Annotated in this window: 22 protein-coding genes, 1 tRNA gene and 1 rRNA gene; 5 read left to right on the top strand and 19 right to left on the bottom strand. The window is 36.6% G+C overall.

The genetic code is table 11. The features are described from left to right. Positions 1-65 precede the first annotated feature (65 nt). A complete protein-coding gene (locus tag ACIQXJ_RS23300) occupies positions 66-3,233 on the top strand; it encodes a non-ribosomal peptide synthetase family protein (RefSeq protein WP_403058379.1) in 3,168 nt (1,055 codons plus the stop codon). Continuing rightward, positions 3,233-3,892: a 4'-phosphopantetheinyl transferase family protein gene (locus ACIQXJ_RS23295; protein WP_403058382.1), complete on the top strand. Its 660-nt coding sequence runs from the start codon at positions 3,233-3,235 to the stop codon at positions 3,890-3,892. The genes ACIQXJ_RS23300 and ACIQXJ_RS23295 overlap by 1 nt, the downstream gene beginning before the upstream one ends. Positions 3,893-4,229: 337 nt before the next feature. Here ACIQXJ_RS23295 and ACIQXJ_RS23290 read toward each other — a convergent pair whose 3' ends face one another. From ACIQXJ_RS23290 to ACIQXJ_RS23280, 3 genes are read right to left on the bottom strand one after another with little or no spacing between them, the layout of a single operon-like run. After that, the gene (locus ACIQXJ_RS23290) at positions 4,230-5,240 is read right to left on the bottom strand and encodes an ABC transporter substrate-binding protein (RefSeq protein WP_403058385.1); all 1,011 of its coding nucleotides are present in this window, start codon (positions 5,238-5,240) and stop codon (positions 4,230-4,232) included. Between the two features lie 10 nt (positions 5,241-5,250). Continuing rightward, the gene (locus ACIQXJ_RS23285) at positions 5,251-6,012 is read right to left on the bottom strand and encodes an ABC transporter ATP-binding protein (protein ID WP_403058388.1); all 762 of its coding nucleotides are present in this window, start codon (positions 6,010-6,012) and stop codon (positions 5,251-5,253) included. Between the two features lie 4 nt (positions 6,013-6,016). Next, positions 6,017-7,066 carry a FecCD family ABC transporter permease gene (locus ACIQXJ_RS23280; protein ID WP_403058438.1) on the bottom strand — a complete coding sequence of 350 codons (1,050 nt, stop codon included), beginning with the start codon at positions 7,064-7,066 and terminating at the stop codon, positions 6,017-6,019. Positions 7,067-7,310: 244 nt separating this feature from the next. Here ACIQXJ_RS23280 and ACIQXJ_RS23275 point away from each other — a divergent pair, with 244 nt between their 5' ends. Continuing rightward, positions 7,311-8,066: a GNAT family N-acetyltransferase gene (locus ACIQXJ_RS23275; protein ID WP_403058391.1), complete on the top strand. Its 756-nt coding sequence runs from the start codon at positions 7,311-7,313 to the stop codon at positions 8,064-8,066. Positions 8,067-8,164: 98 nt separating this feature from the next. On the opposite strand, the gene ACIQXJ_RS23270 is transcribed toward ACIQXJ_RS23275, so the two are convergent. The 6 genes from ACIQXJ_RS23270 to groES all read right to left on the bottom strand — a co-directional run bounded on the left by ACIQXJ_RS23270 (position 8,165) and on the right by groES (position 16,576). Then, complete coding sequence (locus ACIQXJ_RS23270; protein ID WP_403058394.1) at positions 8,165-9,055, bottom strand: glycine-rich domain-containing protein; 891 nt, start codon at positions 9,053-9,055, stop codon at positions 8,165-8,167. Positions 9,056-9,281: 226 nt separating this feature from the next. Then, positions 9,282-10,763, bottom strand: a complete 1,482-nt coding sequence (locus tag ACIQXJ_RS23265) for an MDR family MFS transporter (RefSeq protein ID WP_403058397.1) — start codon at positions 10,761-10,763, stop codon at positions 9,282-9,284. An 833-nt stretch (positions 10,764-11,596) separates the two neighbouring features. Further along, the gene (locus ACIQXJ_RS23260; RefSeq protein ID WP_403058400.1) at positions 11,597-13,642 is read right to left on the bottom strand and encodes a HAMP domain-containing sensor histidine kinase; all 2,046 of its coding nucleotides are present in this window, start codon (positions 13,640-13,642) and stop codon (positions 11,597-11,599) included. Continuing rightward, positions 13,629-14,315 carry a response regulator transcription factor gene (locus ACIQXJ_RS23255; RefSeq protein ID WP_403058403.1) on the bottom strand — a complete coding sequence of 229 codons (687 nt, stop codon included), beginning with the start codon at positions 14,313-14,315 and terminating at the stop codon, positions 13,629-13,631. Before ACIQXJ_RS23255 ends, ACIQXJ_RS23260 begins: the two co-directional genes overlap by 14 nt. A 285-nt stretch (positions 14,316-14,600) precedes the next feature. Continuing rightward, a complete protein-coding gene (gene groL / locus ACIQXJ_RS23250; RefSeq protein WP_173478891.1) occupies positions 14,601-16,235 on the bottom strand; it encodes a chaperonin GroEL in 1,635 nt (544 codons plus the stop codon). Between the two features lie 56 nt (positions 16,236-16,291). Beyond that, the gene (groES, locus tag ACIQXJ_RS23245) at positions 16,292-16,576 is read right to left on the bottom strand and encodes a co-chaperone GroES (protein ID WP_173478892.1); all 285 of its coding nucleotides are present in this window, start codon (positions 16,574-16,576) and stop codon (positions 16,292-16,294) included. A 172-nt stretch (positions 16,577-16,748) separates the two neighbouring features. On the opposite strand from groES, the gene ACIQXJ_RS23240 reads away from it, so the two are divergent. Beyond that, positions 16,749-17,513, top strand: coding sequence for a CPBP family intramembrane glutamic endopeptidase (locus ACIQXJ_RS23240; protein ID WP_403058406.1), 765 nt, complete (start codon positions 16,749-16,751; stop codon positions 17,511-17,513). A 38-nt stretch (positions 17,514-17,551) separates the two neighbouring features. Here the strand turns inward: ACIQXJ_RS23240 and tatC are convergent, their stop codons facing one another. The 3 genes from tatC to ACIQXJ_RS23225 all read right to left on the bottom strand — a co-directional run bounded on the left by tatC (position 17,552) and on the right by ACIQXJ_RS23225 (position 19,361). Continuing rightward, positions 17,552-18,373, bottom strand: coding sequence for a twin-arginine translocase subunit TatC (gene tatC / locus ACIQXJ_RS23235; RefSeq protein ID WP_403058409.1), 822 nt, complete (start codon positions 18,371-18,373; stop codon positions 17,552-17,554). A 20-nt stretch (positions 18,374-18,393) separates the two neighbouring features. Then, complete coding sequence (locus tag ACIQXJ_RS23230; RefSeq protein ID WP_228134172.1) at positions 18,394-18,609, bottom strand: twin-arginine translocase TatA/TatE family subunit; 216 nt, start codon at positions 18,607-18,609, stop codon at positions 18,394-18,396. 116 nt (positions 18,610-18,725) lie between these two features. Further along, entirely contained in the window at positions 18,726-19,361 is a 636-nt protein-coding gene (locus ACIQXJ_RS23225) for a redox-sensing transcriptional repressor Rex (RefSeq protein WP_228134173.1), read from the bottom strand. A gap of 388 nt (positions 19,362-19,749) precedes the next feature. On the opposite strand from ACIQXJ_RS23225, the gene ACIQXJ_RS23220 reads away from it, so the two are divergent. Continuing rightward, positions 19,750-21,693 (top strand): ABC-F family ATP-binding cassette domain-containing protein, encoded by a 1,944-nt coding sequence (locus ACIQXJ_RS23220; protein ID WP_403058411.1) that lies wholly within the window; start codon positions 19,750-19,752, stop codon positions 21,691-21,693. Between the two features lie 466 nt (positions 21,694-22,159). Here the strand turns inward: ACIQXJ_RS23220 and tsaD are convergent, their stop codons facing one another. The 7 genes from tsaD to rrf form a co-directional block, all read right to left on the bottom strand. Beyond that, positions 22,160-23,179 (bottom strand): tRNA (adenosine(37)-N6)-threonylcarbamoyltransferase complex transferase subunit TsaD, encoded by a 1,020-nt coding sequence (tsaD, locus tag ACIQXJ_RS23215; protein ID WP_403058414.1) that lies wholly within the window; start codon positions 23,177-23,179, stop codon positions 22,160-22,162. Next, a complete protein-coding gene (gene rimI / locus ACIQXJ_RS23210; protein WP_403058417.1) occupies positions 23,179-23,631 on the bottom strand; it encodes a ribosomal protein S18-alanine N-acetyltransferase in 453 nt (150 codons plus the stop codon). The genes tsaD and rimI overlap by 1 nt, the downstream gene beginning before the upstream one ends. Further along, positions 23,624-24,331, bottom strand: a complete 708-nt coding sequence (gene tsaB, locus ACIQXJ_RS23205; RefSeq protein ID WP_403058420.1) for a tRNA (adenosine(37)-N6)-threonylcarbamoyltransferase complex dimerization subunit type 1 TsaB — start codon at positions 24,329-24,331, stop codon at positions 23,624-23,626. Before tsaB ends, rimI begins: the two co-directional genes overlap by 8 nt. Beyond that, the gene (gene tsaE, locus ACIQXJ_RS23200) at positions 24,328-24,780 is read right to left on the bottom strand and encodes a tRNA (adenosine(37)-N6)-threonylcarbamoyltransferase complex ATPase subunit type 1 TsaE (protein ID WP_403058423.1); all 453 of its coding nucleotides are present in this window, start codon (positions 24,778-24,780) and stop codon (positions 24,328-24,330) included. The genes tsaB and tsaE overlap by 4 nt, the downstream gene beginning before the upstream one ends. A gap of 111 nt (positions 24,781-24,891) precedes the next feature. Continuing rightward, a complete protein-coding gene (locus tag ACIQXJ_RS23195) occupies positions 24,892-25,245 on the bottom strand; it encodes a hypothetical protein (RefSeq protein WP_403058426.1) in 354 nt (117 codons plus the stop codon). Positions 25,246-25,406: 161 nt separating this feature from the next. After that, positions 25,407-25,482 (bottom strand) — tRNA-Asp (locus ACIQXJ_RS23190). A 134-nt stretch (positions 25,483-25,616) separates the two neighbouring features. Continuing rightward, positions 25,617-25,708 (bottom strand): 5S ribosomal RNA (gene rrf / locus ACIQXJ_RS23185); the annotation flags it as partial.

Raw genomic sequence — 25,708 nt, 5'->3', positions numbered from 1 at the left:
TATTTACTTCTAGTTGCACTAATTGGGCACTGTCCCTCTACTTTCAAAAATAGGAGTTGTGATGATTGAATAGAGAACTTAATTTACTTACAGCAGATTATCAAACGAACTATAATGAGCAACAAACCCTACCAGCCCATTGTACGCAATTGTTAACAGAAGCAGATAAAGAAGTTTATCAAGCTTTAAATCAAACAAAAGCCTTTTATGCGAAAGATCAAACAATACCTGAAGTATTTTATCAAGCTGTAGAACAGTTTGCTGATAGAATTGCATTATCATTTCATGGTGGCTCAATGACCTATCGTCAGCTCAATGAACGCTCCAATCAAATCGCTCATATGCTCCGAGACAACGGTTTGCAAAAAGGTGAAAAAGTGGCGATTGTTATGGAACGTAGTCAAGAAACTATTATTAGTTTACTTGGTGTTCTAAAAGCAGGTGGTATATATGTACCGATTGATCCTAGCTATCCTAAAGAGCGTTGTCAGTACTTGTTAAATGATACAGGTGCGTTATTTATATTAATAAAAGAAGAACATACTCAATTACTTAATGATTTACTACATAACGATTCCCAAACTCGTAACGTGTTTACACTTAATCGAATGGAAATCACATTTTCAATAAACAATATCCATATCGATCTCAGCCCTGCTGATTTAGCCTATATTATTTATACATCCGGCTCGACAGGCAAGCCAAAAGGCGTAATGCTTAAGCATGAATCTGTGATCAACTTAATTACTGACAATCAAAGAATCTACCAAGCAAGTAAATATGATGTCTTTTCGCAATTTATCTCCTATAGTTTTGATCCATCCGTCACTGAAACATTTACTGCTTTTTTCTCTGGCGCTCGATTACATATGCTCACAAGTATTGAACGCGTATCAATAGAGGCATTTGCTGAAATGATTGAGCGTGAAAAAGTGACAACAGCCACAATTCCTAATGCATTCTTTACGCAGCTAGCTACTCATCTCTCAATAGAACACCAAGATAAATTATCGTCTCTAAAATATTTATCTGTAGGTGGAGAAGCACTTATGCCTGCCGTTATACAAAAGTGGCAAGAAAAATTCGGAACAACAACTGAAATTATTAATGTATATGGGCCAACAGAATGTACAGTGCTGTCCTCCTACCATAAAGTGAAGGATACTGTAATTGATAATCAATCAAGCATTCCTATTGGTAAGCCTATCGCCAATTACGAAATGTATATTATCAATAAGGATGGTCAGCTTTGCCCTGTCAATGAAGCAGGGGAACTTTACATAGCTGGTGCTGGTCTAGCTGCTGGCTATTTAAATCAACCAGAAAAAACTGCCGAAGCGTTTGTCCCACATATATTATCAATTGAACCTGGAAGATTAATGTATCGAACAGGTGATTTAGTTCGTTTATTACCGAGCGGTGTAATTGAATTTGTAGGACGCAAAGATTCTCAAATTAAAGTGAGAGGGTTCCGAATTGAGCTAGGGGAAATTGAAACGGTATTAAGTAATCACCCTAGCATTCAAGAGGGCGTTATACTTGCTAAGAAAATGGACGATGGAAATAATAGCTTGTTTGCCTATTACACTTTAATTGGCGGTAGTAAGGAAGAACAAACAGCAATTAGACAGTATTTAGCAGGTCATTTACCAGATTATATGGTACCTGAACGATTAATTGAAGTGCAGAAAATGCCCTTGTCCCCTACTGGCAAAATCGATCGAAAGCAATTAGCGGCCATTGAGGTAACAGCTCCTCTACCAAGTCATTATGATGCACCCGAGAACCCAATACAGAAGCTACTAGCGACAGCTTGGCAACATGTACTCGGTATTGAACGTGTAGGTATTCATGATAATTTCTTTCATATCGGTGGGCATTCATTAAAAGTACTGGAAATTTTAGTACAAGTGAAAAAGCATATTCCGTTTTTAAAAATACAAGACTTTTTCCAATATCAAACGATTGCCGAACTTGATCATTATGTTTGTAACTATCAACCAGAAACTAATGATACACAACAACAACAAATAGATTTTGTTCGTAAAGATTTGATAGAACCAAGCCGTCTTTCCGTTGCGCAAACACCAACACCTTTAGCTATGAATTCGGTGCTGTTAACTGGCGCAACAGGCTATTTAGGAAGTCATATTTTAAATGAGCTTTTAATTAATACAAGTACACATATTTACTGCTTAATTAGACAAAGCGCACACACAACACTTAATGAAAAACTTAAAGATAGCATGGCATTTTATTTCGGTGAAGACATTGTGGCAATGCTACATAATCGAGTGACTGTCATACAAGGTGATTTGAGTAAAGACAAACTTAATTTATCAAATAAAGATTACGGTACACTTGCTAAGGAAATTGATGCAATTATTCATTGTGGTGCAGATGTAAGACATTTCGGGGCTGCCACTCATTTTAATGATGTCAATGTTGAAGGGACTAGATACTTGCTCGAGCTTGCTAAAAGTAAAGCAGGTGTGCATTTCCACTATGTTTCAACAATTGGCATTCCTGAAGAACTTGCAGCTACACAATGGGGAGAAAAGCAAGCACTTGGTGAATTTGACTACGATGTTTCACTTACAAATGTTTATACCCAAAGTAAGTTAGAGGCTGAAAATCTTGTTAGAAATGCCGTGAGCGATAAAATTCCGGTTTCCATTTATCGTGTTGGCAATTTAACATGTCATTCCCAAACAGGAAAATTCCAGCGCAATATAGATGATAATGCGTTTTACCGAATGATCAAATCGATGCTTCATTTAGGAAAAACACCGACAGCTAATTGGCATGTTGATTTTACGCCAATCAATTATGCGAGCCAAGCACTTATAGCATTAGCCCGCCAACCAAAATCCAATGGGCACATTTTCCACCTATGTAACCCTGTACCCCTAGCCTATCTTGATTTTATTGAAGCAATAAAGGACATGGGATATGAGTTAGATATAGTTTCGGCAAATGAATATGAAGATTGGCTTTTAAATTCGGAGCATCCTAAAGCATTACAAGAATATTTATCATTAGCTATTGCACAACTTGAAGGTGATGGCGCAAGTGATTCGCCATTTATATTTAATAGTGAAAAAACACAGGATTTTTTAGTTAACTCGGGTATTGTATGTGCAGAACCAAATTCAGCCTTTATCCGCACGATGATTACGTATGGTATCGAATTAGGTTATTTCCCTGAACCTAAACCCGTTGCAGTTCGATAATGTTAAGTTTCAATGGCGTACAAGTATTTGCACTCCCCATTGGACCACAATTCACAGCATTTGAATGGGAGAAGTATTATGCGCAACTGCCTCCTGATGAGCAAATCAGGATATTGCAATACCAACATTGGCAGGACCGACAACGAGCCTTAATAGGAAGCATTATTTCAAGATGGGCCATTCAGCAATTGACTGCTACACAAGATGTACAGATTGTAAGAAACGAACTTGGTCGGCCTTATGCTGTAGGAAATGTTAGTTGGAGGGGTGATTTTAATCTTTCCCATTCAGGAGATTGGCTTGTCATTGCAGTAACGGCAAATGGTCATGTCGGCATTGATGTAGAGGAAATTAATCCTGTTACGAAAGATGTCATGCACTATGCCTTGACTGACAATGAAATAACAAGCATTGAGGAAATTGAGGAACCGCTACGATTAAAAAAATTTTATGAACTGTGGACATTAAAAGAAGCTCTCTATAAAACTGCCTTATGTCCACATCCATCACCACACTTAATCGATACGACGGATGAACAGATAGTTCATAACATTTCTACACAACTTTTTTACCTTGATGAACGACACCCTGTATCCATCTGCTGGAATCGAGCATCACAAATAAATTTAACCGTTTTGCATAGACATCAGCTTCTATAACTTTGCTCAGCGTATAGCGAAAGGCATCAAGAAAATGAACTTGATGCCTTTTGTCTTTTTATTTAAATGAATATAAATAAGGTGCCTAGATGAGATGCCAGGCACTCAAACAATTTCCTTGCATTTTTTTGGAAGCATTAAGGAAAAATCCACGTAGACTCCTGCGGGCACAGCACGAGTTGTAAGACGCAACAAACCGCGCGTCAGCGAGGGTTGCGGCTTACACCGTGCCCGCGGAAAGCGTAGTGGATTTTTCCGATTTAGGAGCCGATTCTGTACTAGGTACGGATTCGTGGTGCCAGGCACTTCAACGTTTTCCTTTCAAAAAGAAGCTCCGTTATTTAAACAAATCTGGGTACATTTCTTTTGCTAGAGCTTCCATTCCATCTATCGTGTTGTAACCATATCCGAACATATAATTGTAATCTACAATATACATCTGCTTATTTTTAATAGCTTTCATACTAGATAGTTTCGGATTCGCATAAATTTCTTCCCTCACTTTTGTAAGATCAGAACCATCCCAGTTTGGAATAATTAAAACATCTGGATCTGTGGCAATTAACGTTTCAATGCTAACATCGCCTGTCTCATCCTTGAAAACATTATCTAATTTTACCATTTTGAATGCATCGTTAAAGAACGTTTCATCGTGTGCTGGATAAACAAAAAGCTCTTTTGGATCGTTCGTATGCAAATAAGCAAACGTTTTTTTGTCTTTAATGCTTTCTAATTTTGAAGAAATGTCTTGTTGTCTATCTTTTAATTCTTTAATAAAGCTCGCTGCTTTGTCTTGAACATTAAAGATTTCACCAATGTTCTCAATATCATTATAAATTGAATCATACGTACCACCTGTCACTGATGATTCTAATACATATGTTTTCACACCTAATTCATTAAGTGAATCAACTGTACCTACTCCCCATTCAGCATTATCAAATAAACCACCTCGACCAAAAACTAAATCTGGATTAGTACCTAATGTCACTTCTTTTCCAACGTACTCATCACTTAAAATATTTAACTTTGAATACTCATTCTCTACAGCCTTATCCACTGCTCCAAAATTTGCACCAACACCGACAATTTTATCACCTAAGCCTAAATACAATAATAATTCTGCCGCTGGGCGCGTGTTGGCCATTATTCTTTCAGGTGCCTTATCGAATACTTGATCTTTCTTTTCCCAAGTAGAACCACCCTCTGCCTTTGAATAGTTTGTAATTGTCAGTGGATAATGCTCTGTTGCTTCGGATTCCTCAGTTGTATTTTTTGTTGTGTTACCACAAGCTGTTAACATTAATATTGTTGCTAAACCAATTCCTAATAATAGTTTATTCTTCATTGTGATCCTCCTAAAGACCATATGCAAATCCTAATCCCTTCGTTACAGGATTAATAAATGTCTGGCATTTTATTTGATATAAAGCTTCAATGGTATCTGGTATTAGTACTTCTTCTGGTGTACCGTGTGCATATATTTCCCCATCCTTTACCGCATAAAGATAATCGCAGTACTGTGCTGCCATCTCTAAATCATGGAGCGCTGCTAATACACCAATGTTTAAATCCTTCACACAAGATAAAATCTCAATTTGATAGCGAATATCCAAATGATTTGTCGGTTCATCTAAAATCATAAATTTAGGCTGCTGCGCAATTGTTCTTGCTAAAATCACACGTTGCTTTTCACCACCAGACAATGATAGAAAACTACGATTTTTATAATCTAGCAAGTTCGTTCGTACTAACGCTTCCTCTACAATATCAAAATCCTGTTGTGTGTCAGACTCTAGCATTTTTTTGTGTGGTGTTCTTCCTAACAGCACCATTTGCTGAACCGTTAAATCAAAATGCATTTCATTGAACTGACCAACTACACCTAAGTGTTTTGAAATCTTTTTCTCTGAACTTTTTAAAACATCTAGATTATCTAAAAATACCATTCCCTTCTGCGGAACAAGGCTTTTATATATACTTTTTAATAAAGTTGATTTTCCGCATCCGTTTGGTCCGATTAAGCCCACAAATTGTTGCTTTTTAACCTGTATAGATATATTTTTAACGATTTCCTTTTTGCCGATCTTAACTTCCATTTCCTGTGCAACTAATTCCATTTTTCTACCCTCCGAAGTTGTAACCTTTTTTTACAATCATATAGATAAATAATGGTGATCCAATAACAGAAGTAATGATCCCAATAGGTAATTCAACATTTTGAATTAAAGTTCTGGACAAAATGTCTGCCCAAATCATGAATAGACCTCCTAAAAGTAATGTACCTAGCATTAATCGTTTATGATCTGCACCAAATATTCCTCTTGTAATATGAGGAATAATTAATCCTACGAAGCCTATCATGCCTGCGTAGGCAACCATTGTGCCTGTTATAAGTGAAGTAAGAATCATATATAATTTACGGTATGCGCTTAAATTGATACCTAACGTTATAGCTGATTCATCACCTAATAGCATTGTATTTAACACCCGATACTGGAAAAGGAACAGTGTGGCCCCCAGTACAATAACAATCACCAAAATGGGCGTTTTATCCCAGCTTGCAGAGGCTAAACTTCCCATTGACCAAAAAGTAACTGTTTTAATACCTTCTGCATTATTTGCAAAAAAGATAATAAGGCTTGAGAAAGAGCTACATAATGCCCCAATGACAACACCTGATAATACAAGTTTTATTGACGTTGCCTTTCCACCAATACTCGATAATAGAAGCACTGCCATTGATGTAATCATGGCTCCAGCAAATGCTCCGAAAGCTACACCAAACTGTGATAACAATGCACTGCTGCCAAACCCTACTAAAATCGCAAATGTCGCTCCTAATGAAGCTCCTGAAGAAATACCAAGTATGTATGGATCAGCAAGTGGATTTTGTACGACTGCTTGCATAACAGTCCCGCATAAAGCAAGTCCTATGCCAATAAGTAAGGCAAAAATCACCCGTGGCATCCTCACCTGTAAAATTATATTCAAAAAAGAATCACTGTCCACATTTTCAAGCGATCCAAATTTGCCATTGGATATTGCGTGCATTAGTATGCTCATAGTTTGCTTGAAGGGTATGCTGACTTGCCCAATTGATACAGAATAAACGGCAGATATAAATATGGCACCGATTAAAAGTAGGATAATCACATAATAAATATTGCCCATGCCTATTCTGCTAACATCCTGTTTATCCAAAACTTCACCTCTATCTATTAATTTAATTGATAATGATTTTCATTTTCAATTAATATATTAATTTATAATGTTTTAAAAAACAACATGAAATTTAAAATAAAATCATCCATAATTTTCCTTGCTAAAAACCCCCATTGCATTCACACTTACAGCAATGGGGGTTTTTTTACCTGTTCAGAAGTATTTTAATAAATATGAACTAAGGAGATTTACAATGAACAACATTACTTTTGACCATATAGAAAAAATTGGTCCTATCATTTTTGAAGATGAATTTTGTCAGCATGTTCATTATCCAGAAATGCTAAGTCGTTATGATAGTAATTACATTCTATTTAAAATGATGCCATCATTAACAACATTTAAAGAAATTGAACAGATGCTACGTACCTTTCATCAAAAACACAATCAAAAGCACTTAAAATTTATTTTCCCATCTAACGAGAAGATATCCCCCGATATTCACAGTTATTTAACTGAAGAAAAATATGACATTGGTTTTTTAGAACTATATACAATTGAACCAAGCCAATTTGCAACAAGGGTAAACCATCATGTCGATGTTCAGCCCGTGACTGAAGACAATTTAGAGGTATTTTTAAAGCTACAGTATGAAGAGGATTTAAAATATGGCGAAACTTTCGCCACAGAAAAACAAGCATTACTAAAACGACGTTTCCATGATCCGTCCAAACATCAGCTACTAGCCTACTTTGACGGTTTCCCAGCTGGTTCTATGGAGCTTATCGAGGAAGATACAACAGTTGAAATTGATAACTTATTTGTACTGGAAGCCTTTCAACGTAATGGAGTAGGTACGCAACTTCAGCAATATGTCATGCAGAAATTTCATCATAAAATCGTTATTTTAGTAGCTGATGGCGAAGATACAGCAAGAGACATGTACCAGAAACAAAACTATGTATATCAAGGTTTCCAATATGAGGTTTTAAAGGTTGAAGGCGATTAATCCGAGCTAGGTTCCCAAAGAAGGCACATACCCAAACGATGCAATGCAAAGTTTTAGGTAAGTGCCTGAATGCTATTCCCTATATCCCTTAGGATGTTTTAATCTCCACCCCCACCGCAGCTTGAGCAGGAGCTATCGGACGAACAAGAATTACAAGAGCTTGCTGTCCCGCAATTTGTACAACTTGAAGAACTATTGCTACTACTTATTTTCATATAGCTTGCAAATTCATCATAATGAAAATACGAAACAGATAAGAAAGGTACGAGCATCGCGTTATAGTTTTGCTGCGTCTTTCTTTTTTTCATCATTTCACGTATAGTGTGCTTTTCATATTTTTTTACTCCATTTGCTGTTTTCTTCATGGCTGAAATAAGCGCGCGAACAGTAGTTATATATTTCGTATTGTGCTTAAAATAACAATCTAGTAGTTTATCTTCTGACAAATTTTTAAATTCGTCAATAATCTTTGGATGTACAGGGTACTTGAAAAACCCTTTATAAAGATGGATGTTTTCATTTCTAATGAAAAAAAGTTCCGCATACATCCAATCAAAAAATCCACGTAAATCGGGATTAGGCTGTACTTTTACACTTGGGCTATGATGAAGTATTGTCCCTATATAGTTTTTGGAAAACTCATCATACTCACGGGTAAACATGAGCATTTGATGCCACAATTCGTCTACCTTGTCACTAAACATTGGGGACTCTTTTAAAAGAGATGTCAAAATAAAATAACGTTTTAAATCTAGCAGACGCCACTGGTACTCATTTTCTTTTAACCTATTATTTTTCCTTACTCTCTCTTCTACATTATCCATATAATTTTTATGAAGGGAGCGTTCTAGGTGATCATTAAGTTTTTTTAGCCCTTTAATTGGTTTTATCTCTAATACGTTTGGAAATAAACCAAATTTAAATGAAAGCTTTTTCCGTAAAAATAAAATGAACCAAATAAAAATCGCAAGTAGCAGTAACCATTCCACTTAAATCAGCCCCTTCACATTTTCCATAATACTATCATAACTTTAACAAACTTCCTTCATTATATAAAATCCTCCTTTAGTCCAATAAAGCTATATTTACAACACCATGAGCTTTAACTTACGTATTTAGTCGTTTAAGTAGAAGCCTCACAAAAAAGAAGCTACTCAATAGTTTGCACAACTAATGAGTAGCTTCGATTTGCAGACTTCCATCTGAGAAGATTGGTCAAAATTTAGAGTCTGATTCTTCTGTTTCAAACATTTCTTTTGGAACCGCACGGTAAACGGTAAATGACAAAATAATCGCTAATATCGTTATTACAAAAGCTATAAGATACACAAGTTCTACACCAGCAACCATAGCTTGGCTGACTGTAACTGGATCACTCGGATTGGTCGCCTTTGATAAAAAGTGATTTTGTTTGGCATTCATAATACTAATAAAAACAGCAACACCAATCGCTCCTGCAACAGGCTGTAAAGTGGTCATAACCGCAGTGCCATGTGGATATAAAGATTTAGGTAGTTGGTTTAAGCCATTTGTCTGCGCAGGCATCATAATCGCAGAAACACTAAGCATTAATAAAATATAGCATAATACGATTATCCAAATAGGTGTTTCAGCTGTTAACCTACTTAACGTAAACACTGTACCACTTAAAACAAGTGTTGCTGGAATCATCAATACACGGGGGCCAAATTTATCGAACAATTGCCCCATGAATGGAGACATAAGTCCATTTAGCAAGCTCCCAGGCAGTAAAACGAGTCCTGCCGCTGCAGCAGTCAAGGCTAGTGGACCTTGCATAAATATCGGTAAAATGATTTCCGATGCAAACATCGCCATAATAATAATTAAAAACATTAATACTGCATGTGTATACATTGGATATTTAAATACTCGTAAATTCATAACAGGCTCTTTTAGCTTAAACTGTCTTAAAGAGAATAATACAACACCAATGATTCCGATGATAATCGTCACAAATACACTTGGGCTGAGGAAACCTTTTTCTCCAGCAGCACTAAACCCATAAATAATTGATCCGAAGCCAATCGTTGAAAAGATGATAGACAATACATCAATTTTCGGTTTTGTGACCTCCGAAATATTTGTTAAATATTTAGAAGCAAAGACAATTGAAAATAAGGCGAAAGGGATAACAATAATAAATAAATAGCGCCAGCCTAAATATTCAACAATAACACCCGATAAAGTCGGTCCGATTGCCGGTGCAAACGTAAAAATTAAACCTACTATCCCCATTATTTTCCCACGATTTTCTGGTGGATATAATAATAAAAAGACATTAAAAATAATCGGCATCAATAGCCCTGTTCCAACTGCTTGAATTAATCGACCTACTAATAAAACAGGAAAGCTAGGTGCAATTGCGCAAATGATGGTTCCAATTGTGAAAGTGACCATTACACCAATGAACAATTGCCTCGTTGTAAACCACTGTAACATCAAGGCAGAAATTGGAATAACTATCCCCATTACAAGCATAAACCCTGTTGCCATCCACTGAACAGTTGGCAGAGTGATGTGGAATTCATGCATTAAAGTCGTTAATGCAATGTTTAACAATGTTTCGTTTAATACTGCAAAGAAAGCACCGATAATTAACGACAGCATAATCGGTAATGTTTTAACGTTAGGATCCTGTGATAGGAATTCATATTTTATAGATTGATTTTGTTCCATTTAATTACTCCTTACTAGTATGTTATTTTTGGGTGAACTTTTATTTTTTAAAAATATTCCATTATCGAGCAGAACATTGGATTAAGAATTGCTCCCTTCTTAGGTAATATCAAACTAACCTAGGATTGAATATACAACAAAATTGATATCCAAAACCAATCTTACCCAAATCACTACCTCATCAACCATCCCAGTAATGGCAATTGTTCTACCCAACGGAAAACGGGAGCATATGCAAATTAAGCTTATTTAAAACAAGTACCTTTATCACATTGTATCCCGCTTAAAAAACGAAAAGATCACAAGCACCTGCCTGTGATCATAAAAGTAAAGGGAAAGAACCATCCATATTTCATTAAATTGTCAGTAAGAACAAGAAACCTGCCTTTGGTAAAACCAAATAAAAGGTTAAATTGGACAAAAATAAAGAAAGGAAAAACAAGTCGCCTTTCTATCATTACATATTTTCATCCACTTAAATCACATAATTAGCCCTCACAACTAAGTGGGAACAATTACTGAAAATTGGTGAATAACAATTTCACAATATGAAATGAAGATAATTAAAAAAGGACAGACTAATCCCGTTTACTCTGCATACACAAACAGAGCCTTTGACAGTATTCAATTACTGGTTCAAAGTTTGGAATCGTAGTGTCATTTTCTAACATCCTCCTTAAAGCATTTTTTATACACAACGAATTATAACGAACTTATTAGCAGAAGTCAAAGTTTTCAAGAACAAGAAAAAATTATTGCAGTCGTTGTTGAAGAACAGAAATTCATTATAGAAAAAGAATAGGAAAACTTACGTATCCTATTCCTTTGCTACATCATTCAAATTTCGGCAGATAAATCATCGCCTTAAATAAATCACCATCAACTTGCACTAAAAATTTACCTTGTTGGATATGAATAAGGCTTTCAGCAATCGACAAGCCTAATCCGCTACCTTGACTTGATCTCGATTCATCGCCTCGTGTAAAACGTTCCATTAGCTCATCTACGGAAATATTTAATTCATATGCTGAAATATTTTTAAATGTTACGAGTAGTTCATTTCCTATATCTTCTACATCAATATATACCCTTGATGCAGGTAGTGCATATTTAAAAATATTCGAGAATAAGTTTTCGATGGAGCGCCATAGAAGTTTACCATCAGCCTTCACATACACTTTTTCTGTAGGGTGGGCTAACTTAAAGTTTAATGATGATGCTTCTATTTTCTCGCCCATTTCCCCTATGCCTTGCTTTAGTAAAGCTACGATATCAATCCGTTCTAACTGCACAGGCATACTGCCACTTGACGCTTTAGCCGCTTCAAATAAATCATCGGTTAAGTACTTGAGTCTCTTCGATTTTTGATCTAATACGTCTATATATTCAGCAATTAATTCAGGGTCTTTTTCTATTTTTAATAAATCGACATACGTAATAATTGATGTTAAAGGCGTTCGGATATCATGCGAAACATTCGTAATGAGCTCTGTTTTTAAGCGCTCACTTTTAATCTCACTATCCACCGATTTTTTTAAGCCACCTGTAATACTATTAATATTCGCAGCAAGTTGGCTAAACTCGCCTTTTCCATCTATTTCAATTCGATGATGAAGGTCGCCATTTTTAATTTGCTCTACGCCCTCTTTAATGCGATTAAACGACTTCACCTTTTTCAACGCAAACCAAGCAGCTACACCTAGCGTAATGGGAAACATGAAAAATGTTGCTGCAGCTACTAAAGGATAGCCAATAACAAGCAGCACGATTTTCACAGCCATACTGCCACTATCAAAAACATGTTTTATCATAATAAAAATCTTTTTAAAGATTTGATATATAAGGGTGTGCTGAAGTAATGATCTGTTTTTGATATGCTTAACAAGCGATAAAATCATCAGCAGTGCAATGATAAAAATAGGGACCGTGAGAAGTATGTTCATTTCACGTAACACTTCAACAATCATTGCCACCCACAACCCTGTTAAACCAGCGACTATGACAATGTTGACATCATTATATAGTTTATCAAAAACATGAAAATGAATTTCTTTATCTTTAAATGACGTTTTTCCAATAACTATTACTAAATAAGCAAAAGATACAATAAACCCTGCCAGAAATAAAATGAATTCATTAAGATAACTTTTAGCAACCTCTTTATTCTTTTCCCATTCTTGCATTTTTTGCTCTAAGTAAGATTCTTTATATGCCACATAAATAGCGTCTGTTTGCGGATTCAACTTCTCAATATCTTGTGTAATGTAATCTAAGTATTTATTTTTTTTCATTTCATTTGGATAAAGCTTTTGTTGATAATTCGCAAATTGCATATAAGCACCAAATGATGCAAATTGCTCTTTCTTATTTAGTTCACTATTAGAGAATACATGTTCACTATCACTCGCGTAATAAACGATTCCGTCAGATGCATCTAATGTGCTGAGTAACCGATAAAACACTCGTACTTGTTCTCTTATGCGTTCTTCTTTTTTACTTTGTATGTCATCTGCATATGATTCTTGATATATCTTTCTATTTTCCACTTCACTCAAATTTCCATTATATTTGGATGAATATTGGAAATCATTATATAATTCTTCTTCGATTTCTCTCATTTCTTCTTTTGTAAGTGCCTTACCGCTTAAAATATATTCTTCACTTTTATATGTTCCGATTAATTGCGCTAAAGTGCTGATAAGGCTATAACTTTCATCGGCGAATGCTATGCTTTCAAAATAATTATCTTGATTGATACTACTAAGATGAACTTCATTTAATTCCATGTTGATAATTACCTTCGCAGTACCAGTTAAACAAGCGATGGCAATTAGAAACACAATAACTTTCGTAATAAATGCATGACTAATATTTTTCAACTTTATACCCAACTCCCCATACAACTTTTAAATACTTCGGCTCTTTCGGGTTAATTTCAATTTTTTCTCGAATTTTCCGAATATGTACCGCCACCGTATTTTCTGGATTAATGGCACTTTCATTCCATACCTTTTCATAAATCTCTTCGATTGTGAATACTCTCCCCGTATTTGCTGTGAGTAGTTTTAAAATTTTATACTGCACTGGCGTTAAATGAACTGCTTGTTTATCAACCGTAATGACTTTCTTTTCATCATCAATCATTAGACCACCCGTTTGAAATACATGACTGCTCACATCAAGACTCCCAAATGCCGTATACCTTCTTAGCTGCGATTTCACTCTAGCCACAAGTTCTAATGGATTAAACGGCTTGGCCATATAATCGTCAGCTCCAATATTCAATCCAAGTATTTTGTCATAATCCTCCGACTTAGCAGAAAGCATAATTAACGGAATCATATTATCTTGCCGAATTTTCATTGTCGCCGTAATGCCATCCATTTTTGGCATCATTATATCCATAATAATTAGGTGAATAACGTGATCTCGAATAAGATCGATTGCCTCTATACCATTGTAAGCTTTGAATACTTGATAGCCTTCATTTTCCAAATAAACGCTAATAGCCCTTACAATTTCTTTATCATCATCACATATCAAAATGTTCACTACATTCACTCCTCCATCTCTTTAGGCTCTTATAATTTCCCCTATAGGATTCGTATTAGAATATAATACTAATTAAATCTTAACAAACTCATGCACCAATTCTTAAGATTTTCTTATTGTTTTCCTATGTACATTAATTATGCCGAATAGACAAATCCGTTTTCATACTTATGGAAATACAAAAAAGAAGCCTCCCACAAGTTCAGTGAACTTATGAGAAGCCTCCGTTAAAATGCTTTTATTCCGTTTCATCTTATACAAAAGATCAAAGGGTTAAGCGGCTTATTACATCATGCCGCCCATTCCACCCATGCCGCCCATATCAGGCATACCTGGTGCTGCTGGTTCTGGAATATCTGCTACAACAGCTTCAGTAGTTAATAATAGAGCTGCTACAGATGCTGCATTTTGTAGTGCTGAGCGTGTTACTTTTGCTGGGTCTACTACGCCCGCTTCCATCATGTTTACCCACTCGCCTGTTGCTGCGTTGAAACCAACACCGATTTCTTCGCGTTTTAGGCGATCTACAATGATTGAACCTTCAAGACCTGCATTGTTTGCGATTTGGCGAACTGGTTCTTCTAATGCACGAAGAACAATTTTCACACCTGTTGCTACATCGCCATCAACTGCATCAGCTGCTTTTTCAACTGCTGCGTATACGTTTAGAAGTGCAGTACCACCACCTGATACGATACCTTCTTCCACTGCTGCACGTGTTGAGTTCAATGCATCTTCAATGCGAAGTTTGCGTTCTTTTAATTCTGTTTCTGTTGCAGCGCCAACTTTAATGACTGCTACACCACCTGCTAATTTTGCTAGGCGTTCTTGTAATTTTTCTTTATCGAATTCTGAAGTTGTATCAGCAAGTTGTGCACGAATTTGGCCGACACGACGCTCGATTGCTTCTGTACCGCCAACACCTTCTACGATTGTTGTATAGTCTTTTGTTACAACAACTTTCGCAGCACGGCCTAATGATGTAATATCAGCAGTTTTAAGATCTAAGCCTAATTCTTCTGTAATTACTTGACCACCTGTTAAGATTGCAATATCTTCAAGCATCGCTTTACGACGATCACCGAAGCCTGGTGCTTTTACTGCTACAGCATTGAATGTTCCACGTAGTTTATTAACTACAAGTGTTGCAAGAGCTTCACCCTCAACATCTTCAGCAATCATTAATAGTGGACGGCCTTGTTGCACCACTTGTTCTAATAACGGTAAAACTTCTTGGATATTCGTAATTTTTTTGTCAGTAATTAAAATGTATGGGTTATCAAGAACCGCTTCCATTTTATCTGTGTCTGTTACCATGTAGTGAGACGCATAACCACGATCGAATTGCATACCTTCTACTACATCTAATTCAGTTGTGAAACCTTTAGATTCCTCAATTGTAATAACACCATCATTACCAACACGTTCCATTGCTTCTGCAATTAGTTGGCCTACTTCGTCGTCAGCTGCTGAGATTGCCGCAACTTGTGCGATTTCCTCTTTATTGCTTACTGGACGAGAAATAGCATGTAATTCTGTAAGAGCTGCTGCTACCGCTTTGTCGATCCCTTTACGGATTCCTACAGGGTTCGCACCAGCCGTTACATTTTTAAGACCTTCACGGATAATCGCTTGTGCAAGAACTGTTGCAGTAGTTGTACCGTCACCAGCGATTTCATTTGTTTTAGAAGCAACCTCTGCTACTAATTTTGCACCCATGTTTTCATATGGATTTTCAAGTTCAATTTCTTTTGCAATTGTTACACCATCATTTGTAATCAACGGTGAACCGAATTTTTTTTCTAAAACGACGTTACGACCTTTAGGACCTAATGTCACTTTTACTGCATTTGCTAATTTATCTACACCTTGAAGCATTAATGCACGAGCTTCTTCTGAGAATTTAATATCTTTTGCCATTTGAATTTACCCTCCTGAAATGGAATATTCGTTAAGCCTAATTAATATAATAACTACTATTCAATAATTGCAAGAATATCACTTTCACGTAAGATTAAGTATTCATTGCCTTCATATTTAACTTCTGTACCTGAGTATTTAGAGAAAATAATGTGGTCGTCAACTTTAACGTCAAGCTCTACACGTTGTCCGTTTTCTAATATACGACCTGTCCCAACTGCTACTACTTTACCCTCTTGTGGCTTTTCTTTTGCAGAGTCTGGTAGTACAATTCCAAATGCAGATTTTTCTTCTACCTCGATTAGTTCGATGACAATACGATCTCCTAGTGGTCTTAACAAGTGAAACAACCTCCTATTAATTAAATATTTCTTAAAAGTTTATTAGCACTCTATATCAACGAGTGCTAATACATTTATTATGATAATCAATCAACTGTTTTTTTGCAAGCCAGAACTACGAAAAATTTTGTTTTCTTTCCATATTCCTCTACAATAGAAAGGTAGCTTATGAATGGAAAGGATTTTGACTGTGAATAATACTTTAAAAAACGTACAGCATAAAAAAACGGCTCTCTATGTTTTAATCATTTACATTGTCATGCAATTATCAGGAAAGTGGTTACTTTTACCGTTTCATAAATTTGTGATGAGTACAACGGGTTTACCTCATGCACAAGCGGCCCCTATTACACAAGGCTGGTATATCGCACTCAGCTTTGCCATTGCATTGATTTTAAGTTTGATTTTAACTACTCGCGATCAATCGTTTTGGGATATCTATCAAGGTAAGAAGGAGACTATTCCACTTACAATTATTTGGGGAGTTTTAGGTTTCTTCCTTGTGTTCTTCGGGCAAATGATTGGTGCAGCTATAGAAATGGCTGTATTTGGAATCGAAGGTGGCTCACAAAACACCGCTGATATTGTGGCGATAGCAAAAGGTGCTCCAATTGCCATTTTAGCAATTGTTGTTTTTGGCCCAATTTTAGAGGAATTTGTCTTCCGCCGTGTTATTTTCGGCTCACTTGTCCAAACGACGAATTTCTGGGTGGCAGCCATAGTCAGTGCCATTTTCTTTGCGCTAATTCATTTTGATTTTTCACACATCCTGTTATATACGATTTGTGGTTTAATCTTTGCTTTCTTATACCATAAAACAAAAAGGATTTGGACATCCATTATTGCACACGTCATGCTGAACGGCTTCGTTACACTTGTACAATTAAACGCAGAACCGCTGCAAAAATTTTTAGAAGAACTGCAAAAAATGCAATAAAAAAAGAGCTAGATGTGGAAAACATCTAGCTCTTTTTATTAGTCATTTAATTCTTCAATTTGTCGTCGTTGTTCAGCTAACAAACGCTCAACTTGCTCGCGTTCTGCTTCTTTACGCTCTTCCTCTAAAAGCAACGCCTCGGCTTGTAAAAACTTACGATAGCCTCTACGTGCAATGATAATACTAATCTCATAAATTAAAAATAGCGGAATCGCTACGATAACGTTAGAAATAAAGTCTGGTGGTGCAAGAAATACCGCAATAACGATTAACACAAAATATGCATACTTTCTGAATTTCACCATCAATTCAGGATTTAATATACCTAAACGCGCTAAAAACAATGTCACAACAGGTAATTGAAAAATGATTCCGAACGGCATGACTAGGCGAAACAAAAATGAGAAATATTCGTTAATACCAATTGTTTGCTGTATATCTAAATTCGCAGATAAACCCATCATAAAGTGCATGACATATGGGAATAAAACATAATAAGAAAATGAAGCTCCTGCTAAAAATAGAAAAAACGAATATGGAATATATTTTAAAGTAGCCTTACGTTCTGTCTCATGTAAACCTGGTGTAATAAATAACCAAATTTGATGAAGAAGCAACGGGGAACTTATAACAAACGCTACAATGACCGTCACTTGCAAGTATACGACAAGGGGATCAGTCACTTTAAACGCGTTTAAAGTTAGTTGCTCTGCTTCTTTACTATATTGAATATGTTTAATAATTGGTTCGGCTAGATAAAAGCCAACTATAAGTGCAATAACAAAGAAAACAGCGCAAATAAAGAGCCGTTTTCTTAGTTCTTCTAAATGCTCTACGACTGTTAATTCTCTTGGATTCATATTAACTTGACATCCTTAACTTACTTAACGTTATCATTTTCTTTATGTTCAATTATTTTCTTTTTTGTATCGTCATCGTCATCAGCTAAACCTTTTGTTGCATTTTTAAATTCACGAAGTGTAGAACCCATTGCTTTACCTAGCTCAGGTAATTTCTTTGGTCCGAATATTAGAATTGCAACCACACCGATAATAACTAGGCTAACTGGTGTAAAAGCACTTAAGTGCACAACCATTGCAGCCACCTCCTCTTATATATATATCATTTTAACTTAAATTTTTTCGTTTGGCGAATTTATTTCAATAGTTTAAACACCATCAATTGTAACAGTTTACAGATTTGTGAATACCTTTATTTATCGCTATTTCGTATTAAATAAATGAGCGCTTGTAATTCTACCGACAAATCTATCGTTAATAATTTCATAGTATCTGGTACGGTAATACGCTCTGGCGTAAAGTTTAAAATGCCTTTTGCATTCATTGCTGCTAATCGATCAGCCATCTTCTGAGCAGAGCGTGAAGATACTGTTAAAATAGCAAGGTCTGCACCATATTCAGCATACTTTTCTTCTAATAAATCGGGATGATAAACGGGAATATTACTTATCATTTTCCCTTCTTTTGGTGCCTTTGAGTCAAATGCAACCACAATATGAGTATTATGATTTTTTTGGAAATTATACTTTAAAAATGCATTCCCTAAGTTCCCCACACCGATTAACGCTACTTTTGTTGTCTCATGCTGATCAAGTGTTTGGCTAAAAAACTTCAATAGATGCTGAACGTCATAGCCATATCCCTTTTTGCCAAGCGCACCGAAATAAGAAAAATCACGACGAATCGTTGCAGAATCGATTTTCATCGCCTCGCTCAATTCCTTCGATGAAATACGTTCCATTCCTTCTTGCGCAAAGTTTTGGATAAATCGATAGTAAAGAGGAAGTCTTTTAGTTGTGGCTTGTGGAATTTTTACTTCTTGTTTCAAACTTTTTCCTCCTTATAAACACATCAAATGCACCTAAGCGTATTTGAATACTCATTTTGAAACATGCTTATATGAATCAACTGCATTTCAGCGTACATGCATCTAGAATCTTTTGAGCATGCTTGAGAGTCTCCTCATAAAAACTATGACATACGCTGGTCCGCTAACTTGATTCAGACGGGTTTCAACCCACACTGAGCTCAATGCATATCATATTCATCACCCACTTATAAAAGTGGAGGATTTCCCTTTAGTTAACGGCGTGTTTTACGCCACTAACTAAAGAGAAATCGTTTCAATCTTACATGACAGCATAGAATAAGTAAAGCACTGACATTGCAAGCAATTCCGTCATCCTTTACACTAAGAAAGAATTGAGGTGTCAAGAATGATTGTATTACAAGTCAATCAACTATATAAATCCTTTATTGCAGATGAAATTTTAAGTGGTGTCAAACTAGAAGTACAACACCGTGATCGTGTAGCATTAGTCGGACGTAACGGAGCTGGTAAATCCACTTTACTAAAAATCATCGCTGGTCAATTGTCATATGATTCTGGCGATATTATTATTCCAAAGGGTGTACAAGTTGGCTATTTAGAACAACATGCGGGTCTAAATTCAACTTTATCAATTTGGGACGAAATGATGACAATTTTCGAACCGCTTCTTGGACAGGAAAAGACATTACGCTCCCTTGAACAGCAAATGGCTGATCCAACGGTTTACGAAAATCCAGAAATGTATGCAAAGGTCATGTCCGAATATGACCAATTACAGCATGATTTTAAAGATGCAGGAGGCTATCAATACGAATCTGATACGCGTTCTGTTCTTCATGGTATGCAATTTTACCCAGAGGATTATGAAAAAGCAATTAGCTCATTGTCAGGAGGACAACGAACTCGTTTAGCTCTTGCAAAGCTTCTATTAAGTAAGCCAGATTTATTAATTCTAGATGAGCCTACAAACCATTTAGATATTGAAACACTATCTTGGTTAGAGACTTATTTAAAAGGCTATGAAGGCGCTATTTTAATCGTTTCACATGACCGTTACTTCTTAGACCAAGTTGTCTCTATCGTCTATGAAGTTTCTCGTCACCGCGTTACGAAATACACTGGAAACTACAGTGCTTATTTAGACGAAAAGGCGAAAAACTATGAGCGCGATGTAAAAATGTTTGAACGCCAGCAAGATGAGAAAGCAAAGCTTGAAGATTTTATTCAAAAAAACATAGCCCGTGCCTCTACGACAAAGATGGCACAAAGCCGACGCAAAATGCTCGAACGTACTGAATGGATGGACTCTCCTGACGGTAACGAAAAATCAGCTAGCTTTGGCTTTACGATAGAAAGACAAAGTGGCAATGATGTGCTCTCAATTGACTCCTTAGCTGTTGGCTACGGTGACAAGCAAATATCTAGTGGCATTACACTACGAACTTTTCGCGAAGATCGCATCGCACTAGTTGGGCCAAATGGTGTTGGTAAATCGACATTATTAAAAACAATTGTCAAAGATTTATCCCCACTTGCAGGGGAAATTCGTTATGGTACCAATGTGCAAATTGGCTACTACGACCAAGAACAGGCAAAGCTATCTAGCAATAAAAGCGTTTTAAAAGAATTATGGGATGAATGGCCATTAATGAATGAAAAAGACATTCGCACTGTACTTGGTCGCTTTCTATTCAGTGGAGAAGATGTAGATAAAGCCGTCAACTCTTTATCTGGTGGTGAGAAGGCTCGCCTGGCATTAGCAAAGTTAATGATGCAAAAGGCGAATTTCTTAATTCTTGATGAGCCTACCAACCACTTAGATTTAGATAGTAAAGAAGTGCTGGAAAATGCCTTAATTGATTATCCCGGAACGCTCCTATTCGTATCACATGACCGATATTTTATTAATCGAATTGCAACGAAAGTTGTTGAGCTATCTGGTGAAGGTTCTTTTGAGTATTTAGGTGATTATGATTATTTTCTTGAGAAAAAACAGGAACTTTTTGAAATTGCTCAAATGAAGGCTGCTTCTCAGCCACAAATACAAGCAACAGCTACTGAAAAGACCTCTACCTCCAAAATAGATAGAGAAGCAAAAAAACGTGAGCGCCAAATTAGACGTTCAATTGAAGAATTAGAGGTTAACATGCAAAAGGCAGCTACAGAAATCGCTCGTTTAGAAGAAGCTCTCTGTGACCCTGAAATTTTCACTGACCATGAGAAAATTTCACAACTACAAGGTGAGTTAGCTATTATAAAAGAGCAGCATGAAGTCATTGAAATGGAATGGCTCGAGCTAAATGAGGAACTAGAAAATATTATTTTATAAAATCTCGAAAAGTCATATGCTATGTCATATGGCTTTTTTCTTTACTGGCCTTTATTTTTCATATATATTGGTCAAGTGCTATTTTTCGACAAAAAATGCCCACAACTTTATACACACTATAAAACTAGTAATACCAACATATCAACAGAGTTTTCCACACTGTCCACAATTTCAAATTATTTAATCCACATGGTTCTGTGTAAAATGGGCTACTATATATAGAATAATCACAACTTATACACAAGTTATCCACAATTTGTGCATAAGTACGAATGTTCGCAGTTTTTTTATGCACTTTTTTTTCCCTTCCTGTGGATAATTTTCTGAAAAATTTGTCAATTAATTATTTTTCTAATATACGTATATATTTTCTAGCATTATTCATGATTTTATATGCCATAATATTTTTATAAAAATAAACAAAGAGACGACTCAGATCAAACTCTGAGCCATCTCATTCAAGTGCTTATTCAACCCATGATTTCAATTCCATACCTGGGCGACCATTCATCATCATATTTCCTCGAATACCTGCTTCAAACATTGGGGTTGCAGCAGCCCCTATCATTGCTGCATTATCTGTACATAATTTCAATGGTGGTACAAAAAACGGAATACCCTCTTTAGAAAATACCGCCTCAAGGGATGTACGCAAACCTTTATTAGCAGCTACTCCGCCTGCTGCGATTACTTGCTTAACTTTATATTCGCGCGCTGCACGCAATGTTTTTGCAGTTAGTACTTCAACTACACTTTCCTGAAAGCCTTTTGCAACTGCTGTTGGAGAAATCTCTTCACCACGTTGATCCATATTGTGCTTATAATTAATAACTGCTGATTTTAAACCGCTAAAGCTAAAATCATAGGATTGTTCCTCAAGCCATACACGTGGAAAAGCAACGGCTTCTTGGCCTTCATGTGCTAATTGATCTATACGAGGACCTCCTGGATATGGTAAGCCTAACACGCGTGCAACTTTGTCATAGGCTTCCCCTGCCGCATCATCCCGCGTTTCTCCAATTACTTCAAATGATCCATGTTCTTTCATATAAACAAGTTCCGTATGTCCCCCTGATACTACAAGGGCTAATAGTGGAAACTCCATTGGTTGGACAAGTGCATTGGCATAAATATGACCTGCAATATGATGTACGCCCAAAATCGGTACATTGTTAGCAAATGCAAACGCTTTTGCTGCGTTAATGCCAATTAACAATGCCCCGACCAGACCAGGACCTTCTGTAACAGCTACTGCATCTAAATCAGATGGCTGCATATTTGCTTGTCTTAATGCCTCTTCAATAACAACCGTAATTTGCTCTACATGGTGACGTGATGCAATCTCGGGTACAACGCCACCAAAACGCTTATGACTCTCAATTTGCGAAGCAACTACATTTGAAACAATTTCAGAACCATTACGAATAACAGCCGCTGCCGTTTCATCACAGCTGGACTCAATTGCTAAAATAACTCGATTTTCCATTATAAATTCACCCACATGACTAGGGCATCCTCCCCGTTATCTGTATAGTAACCTTTACGTATGCCACCATCTTGGAAGGCAAGCTTGCGATAAAGATTTTGTGCCACCGTATTCGTTTCACGTACCTCTAGACTCATAACGTCCATTCCGTGCTCTCGTGCAATACGCATCGCTTCCCGCATTAAGCCTTCTCCAATTCCTCGACCACGAGCTGCCTCTGTAACAGCCACATTTGTAATTTGAGCCGCATCTATGACCATCCACATTCCACAAAAACCTATTATGCTATTGTTCTCATCTACTGCTAAAACATAGTGTGCATATTGATTTTCATTCATCTCATAGTAAAAAGAATCCAATGTCCATGGCGTTGGGAATGTAGCAAGTTCAATCGCATAAACCGCTGGTACATCCTCTGATACCATTTTACGATACATTATATTACTACTCATGTGCTTTCTCCTTTTGCTCTTTTAACCAGTTTGCTTCAGCCTCAGCAATACGTTTATATTGCGGAGTAAAATGATGGACTTCCTCCACACTCGGTAATTTCGCTGTGCTTGCTAAACTAATGGCTGCACTCGCACGTGGCAAGTCCTCATGAAGAGGTGCACGATACGCATTATGTCCAAGGACTTCAACAATTTTATCCCAAAATAGATCGACATCTACTCCTATAAATAATATAGGAGCATCTAAAGCCTTCAAACGGGCTAACAGTCCTTCAATATGATCATGATAATCCTCTATAACTACATCAAGCTTTGACCCTTTATAAACAGCTGTGTATACATTGCCACGACGTGCATCAAATATAGGGCATATTAGTCCTTCAAAAAGAGCTGCATTTGTTGCTAATACTTTTAAGCTTGAAACACCGACTAATGGCTTCTGTAATGTCCATGCCAATGTTTTAGCAAGCGTTACACCAATTCGTACACCTGTATATGACCCTGGCCCCTCTGATACAGCAATTGCATCTAACTCATTTGGCTTTACACCAACATTAGCTAGTATCGTTTCAATTGCTGGCATTGCTCCTGCAGAATGCGTTAATTTTATATTTTGTACAACCTCTGCCAACACTTTTCCATTCTTAACAACTGCAACAGAAAGTGGCGCATTCGCTGTTTCAATTCCCAACCAAATCATCTCATTAGCTCCTCACATATTGCCTCATATCGCTTGCCATAAGGCATTAACACAAATCGTCGTTCGTATTCACTAACACGGTAAATTTCAATTCCTAAACGCTCTTTAGGTAAATCCGGTTCAATTAAATGTGCCCACTCGATAACGGATACCGCATCACCATAAAATAGCTCGTCCCACCCAAGATCCTCATCACTTTCAGCCAAACGATATACATCCAAATGATTAAAGGGTAAACGGCCCTCATATTGTTTCACAATAGTAAATGTAGGGCTATTAACCGTTCTAGTTACGCCTAGCCCTTTTGCTAAAGCTTTTGTAAATGTCGTCTTCCCAGCACCTAAGTCGCCCTCTAATGTAATTGTATCTTGTGCCACAAGTAAATTTGCTAGCTTCATGGCAAAATGCTCTGTATCTTCTAGTGATTTCATTATTTTTTCAAATTTCATCTCTATGTCCTCTCCTAGCTCATTACTTCTAGTTTACCGAAACACACGCAAATGTTCAAAGTATCGGGTTAATTTCAAAAAAATAAACACGTCTCTATGTCGAAGACGTGTTTACTCCCTTGTTGAATATCCCTTCACAGCAATAACCTCTTTTCCTACTAATTTATCATCTTTAAATTGAACAATATAAGCTTGTGTTAATAGTATTTCATCATTCCATTGATAATAATTATTTCGAATCATCTCACTAGCGCCACCGCCAGCAATTTCAACTACTTCCATATAGGACATACCTTGCTTTAATTGCTCAAATTCATTTTCATTCATATGTTTTTGCCAATGATACGAATTCGCTTCTTCTATATCAATAATTGGATTACCACAGCCAACTAGAAAGACACAGATTATTAATAGCAAGCTGCCATAACGTAATTGCTTACCAATAGTGTAATTTCGCCTGGACACATCTCCATCCTCTCTTGAAAAACCTATACTTACTATAGATATGCTACTCGCACCAATATAGTGCCAATCGTAGTAATATCAGCAATTCTGCTAATTCTCAGTTCAAAATAAAAAAAGCTCTTACGATATATTCATATCATAAGAACTGTATATTTAATAAATGGCGGTCCCGACCGGGATCGAACCGGCGATCTCCTGCGTGACAGGCAGGCATGTTAACCGCTACACCACGGGACCTCTTTAAGACATATATAAATATAACATATAATATATAAAAGAACAATACTATTTTCATATTTTCAAGTATTTTTATTGACCTTTTTTGTGAAAAATATAAAAAAACAGTCAGCACACAGCTGACTGTTTTAATTGCCTAGCGACGTCCTACTCTCACAGGGGGAAGCCCCCAACTACCATCGGCGCTAAAGAGCTTAACTTCCGTGTTCGGTATGGGAACGGGTGT

The organism is Lysinibacillus sp. NPDC097868 (genome assembly GCF_044761135.1).
Classification (GTDB): Bacteria; Bacillota; Bacilli; order Bacillales_A; family Planococcaceae; genus Lysinibacillus.
This window is presented reverse-complemented; position numbering and strand designations above follow the sequence as displayed.

What these genes read in the sequence shown, in the direction of transcription:
- ACIQXJ_RS23295 (WP_403058382.1), top strand. Translation starts at nt 3,233, where the DNA reads ATGTTAAGTTTCAATGGCGTACAAGTATTTGCACTCCCCATTGGACCA.
- ACIQXJ_RS23290 (WP_403058385.1), bottom strand. Translation starts at nt 5,240, where the DNA reads ATGAAGAATAAACTATTATTAGGAATTGGTTTAGCAACAATATTAATG.
- ACIQXJ_RS23285 (WP_403058388.1), bottom strand. Translation starts at nt 6,012, where the DNA reads ATGGAATTAGTTGCACAGGAAATGGAAGTTAAGATCGGCAAAAAGGAA.
- ACIQXJ_RS23280 (WP_403058438.1), bottom strand. Translation starts at nt 7,066, where the DNA reads ATGGGCAATATTTATTATGTGATTATCCTACTTTTAATCGGTGCCATA.
- ACIQXJ_RS23275 (WP_403058391.1), top strand. Translation starts at nt 7,311, where the DNA reads ATGAACAACATTACTTTTGACCATATAGAAAAAATTGGTCCTATCATT.
- ACIQXJ_RS23265 (WP_403058397.1), bottom strand. Translation starts at nt 10,763, where the DNA reads ATGGAACAAAATCAATCTATAAAATATGAATTCCTATCACAGGATCCT.
- groL (WP_173478891.1), bottom strand. Translation starts at nt 16,235, where the DNA reads ATGGCAAAAGATATTAAATTCTCAGAAGAAGCTCGTGCATTAATGCTT.
- ACIQXJ_RS23240 (WP_403058406.1), top strand. Translation starts at nt 16,749, where the DNA reads ATGGAAAGGATTTTGACTGTGAATAATACTTTAAAAAACGTACAGCAT.
- tatC (WP_403058409.1), bottom strand. Translation starts at nt 18,373, where the DNA reads ATGAATCCAAGAGAATTAACAGTCGTAGAGCATTTAGAAGAACTAAGA.
- ACIQXJ_RS23230 (WP_228134172.1), bottom strand. Translation starts at nt 18,609, where the DNA reads ATGGTTGTGCACTTAAGTGCTTTTACACCAGTTAGCCTAGTTATTATC.
- ACIQXJ_RS23220 (WP_403058411.1), top strand. Translation starts at nt 19,750, where the DNA reads ATGATTGTATTACAAGTCAATCAACTATATAAATCCTTTATTGCAGAT.
- tsaD (WP_403058414.1), bottom strand. Translation starts at nt 23,179, where the DNA reads ATGGAAAATCGAGTTATTTTAGCAATTGAGTCCAGCTGTGATGAAACG.
- rimI (WP_403058417.1), bottom strand. Translation starts at nt 23,631, where the DNA reads ATGAGTAGTAATATAATGTATCGTAAAATGGTATCAGAGGATGTACCA.
- tsaB (WP_403058420.1), bottom strand. Translation starts at nt 24,331, where the DNA reads ATGATTTGGTTGGGAATTGAAACAGCGAATGCGCCACTTTCTGTTGCA.
- tsaE (WP_403058423.1), bottom strand. Translation starts at nt 24,780, where the DNA reads ATGAAATTTGAAAAAATAATGAAATCACTAGAAGATACAGAGCATTTT.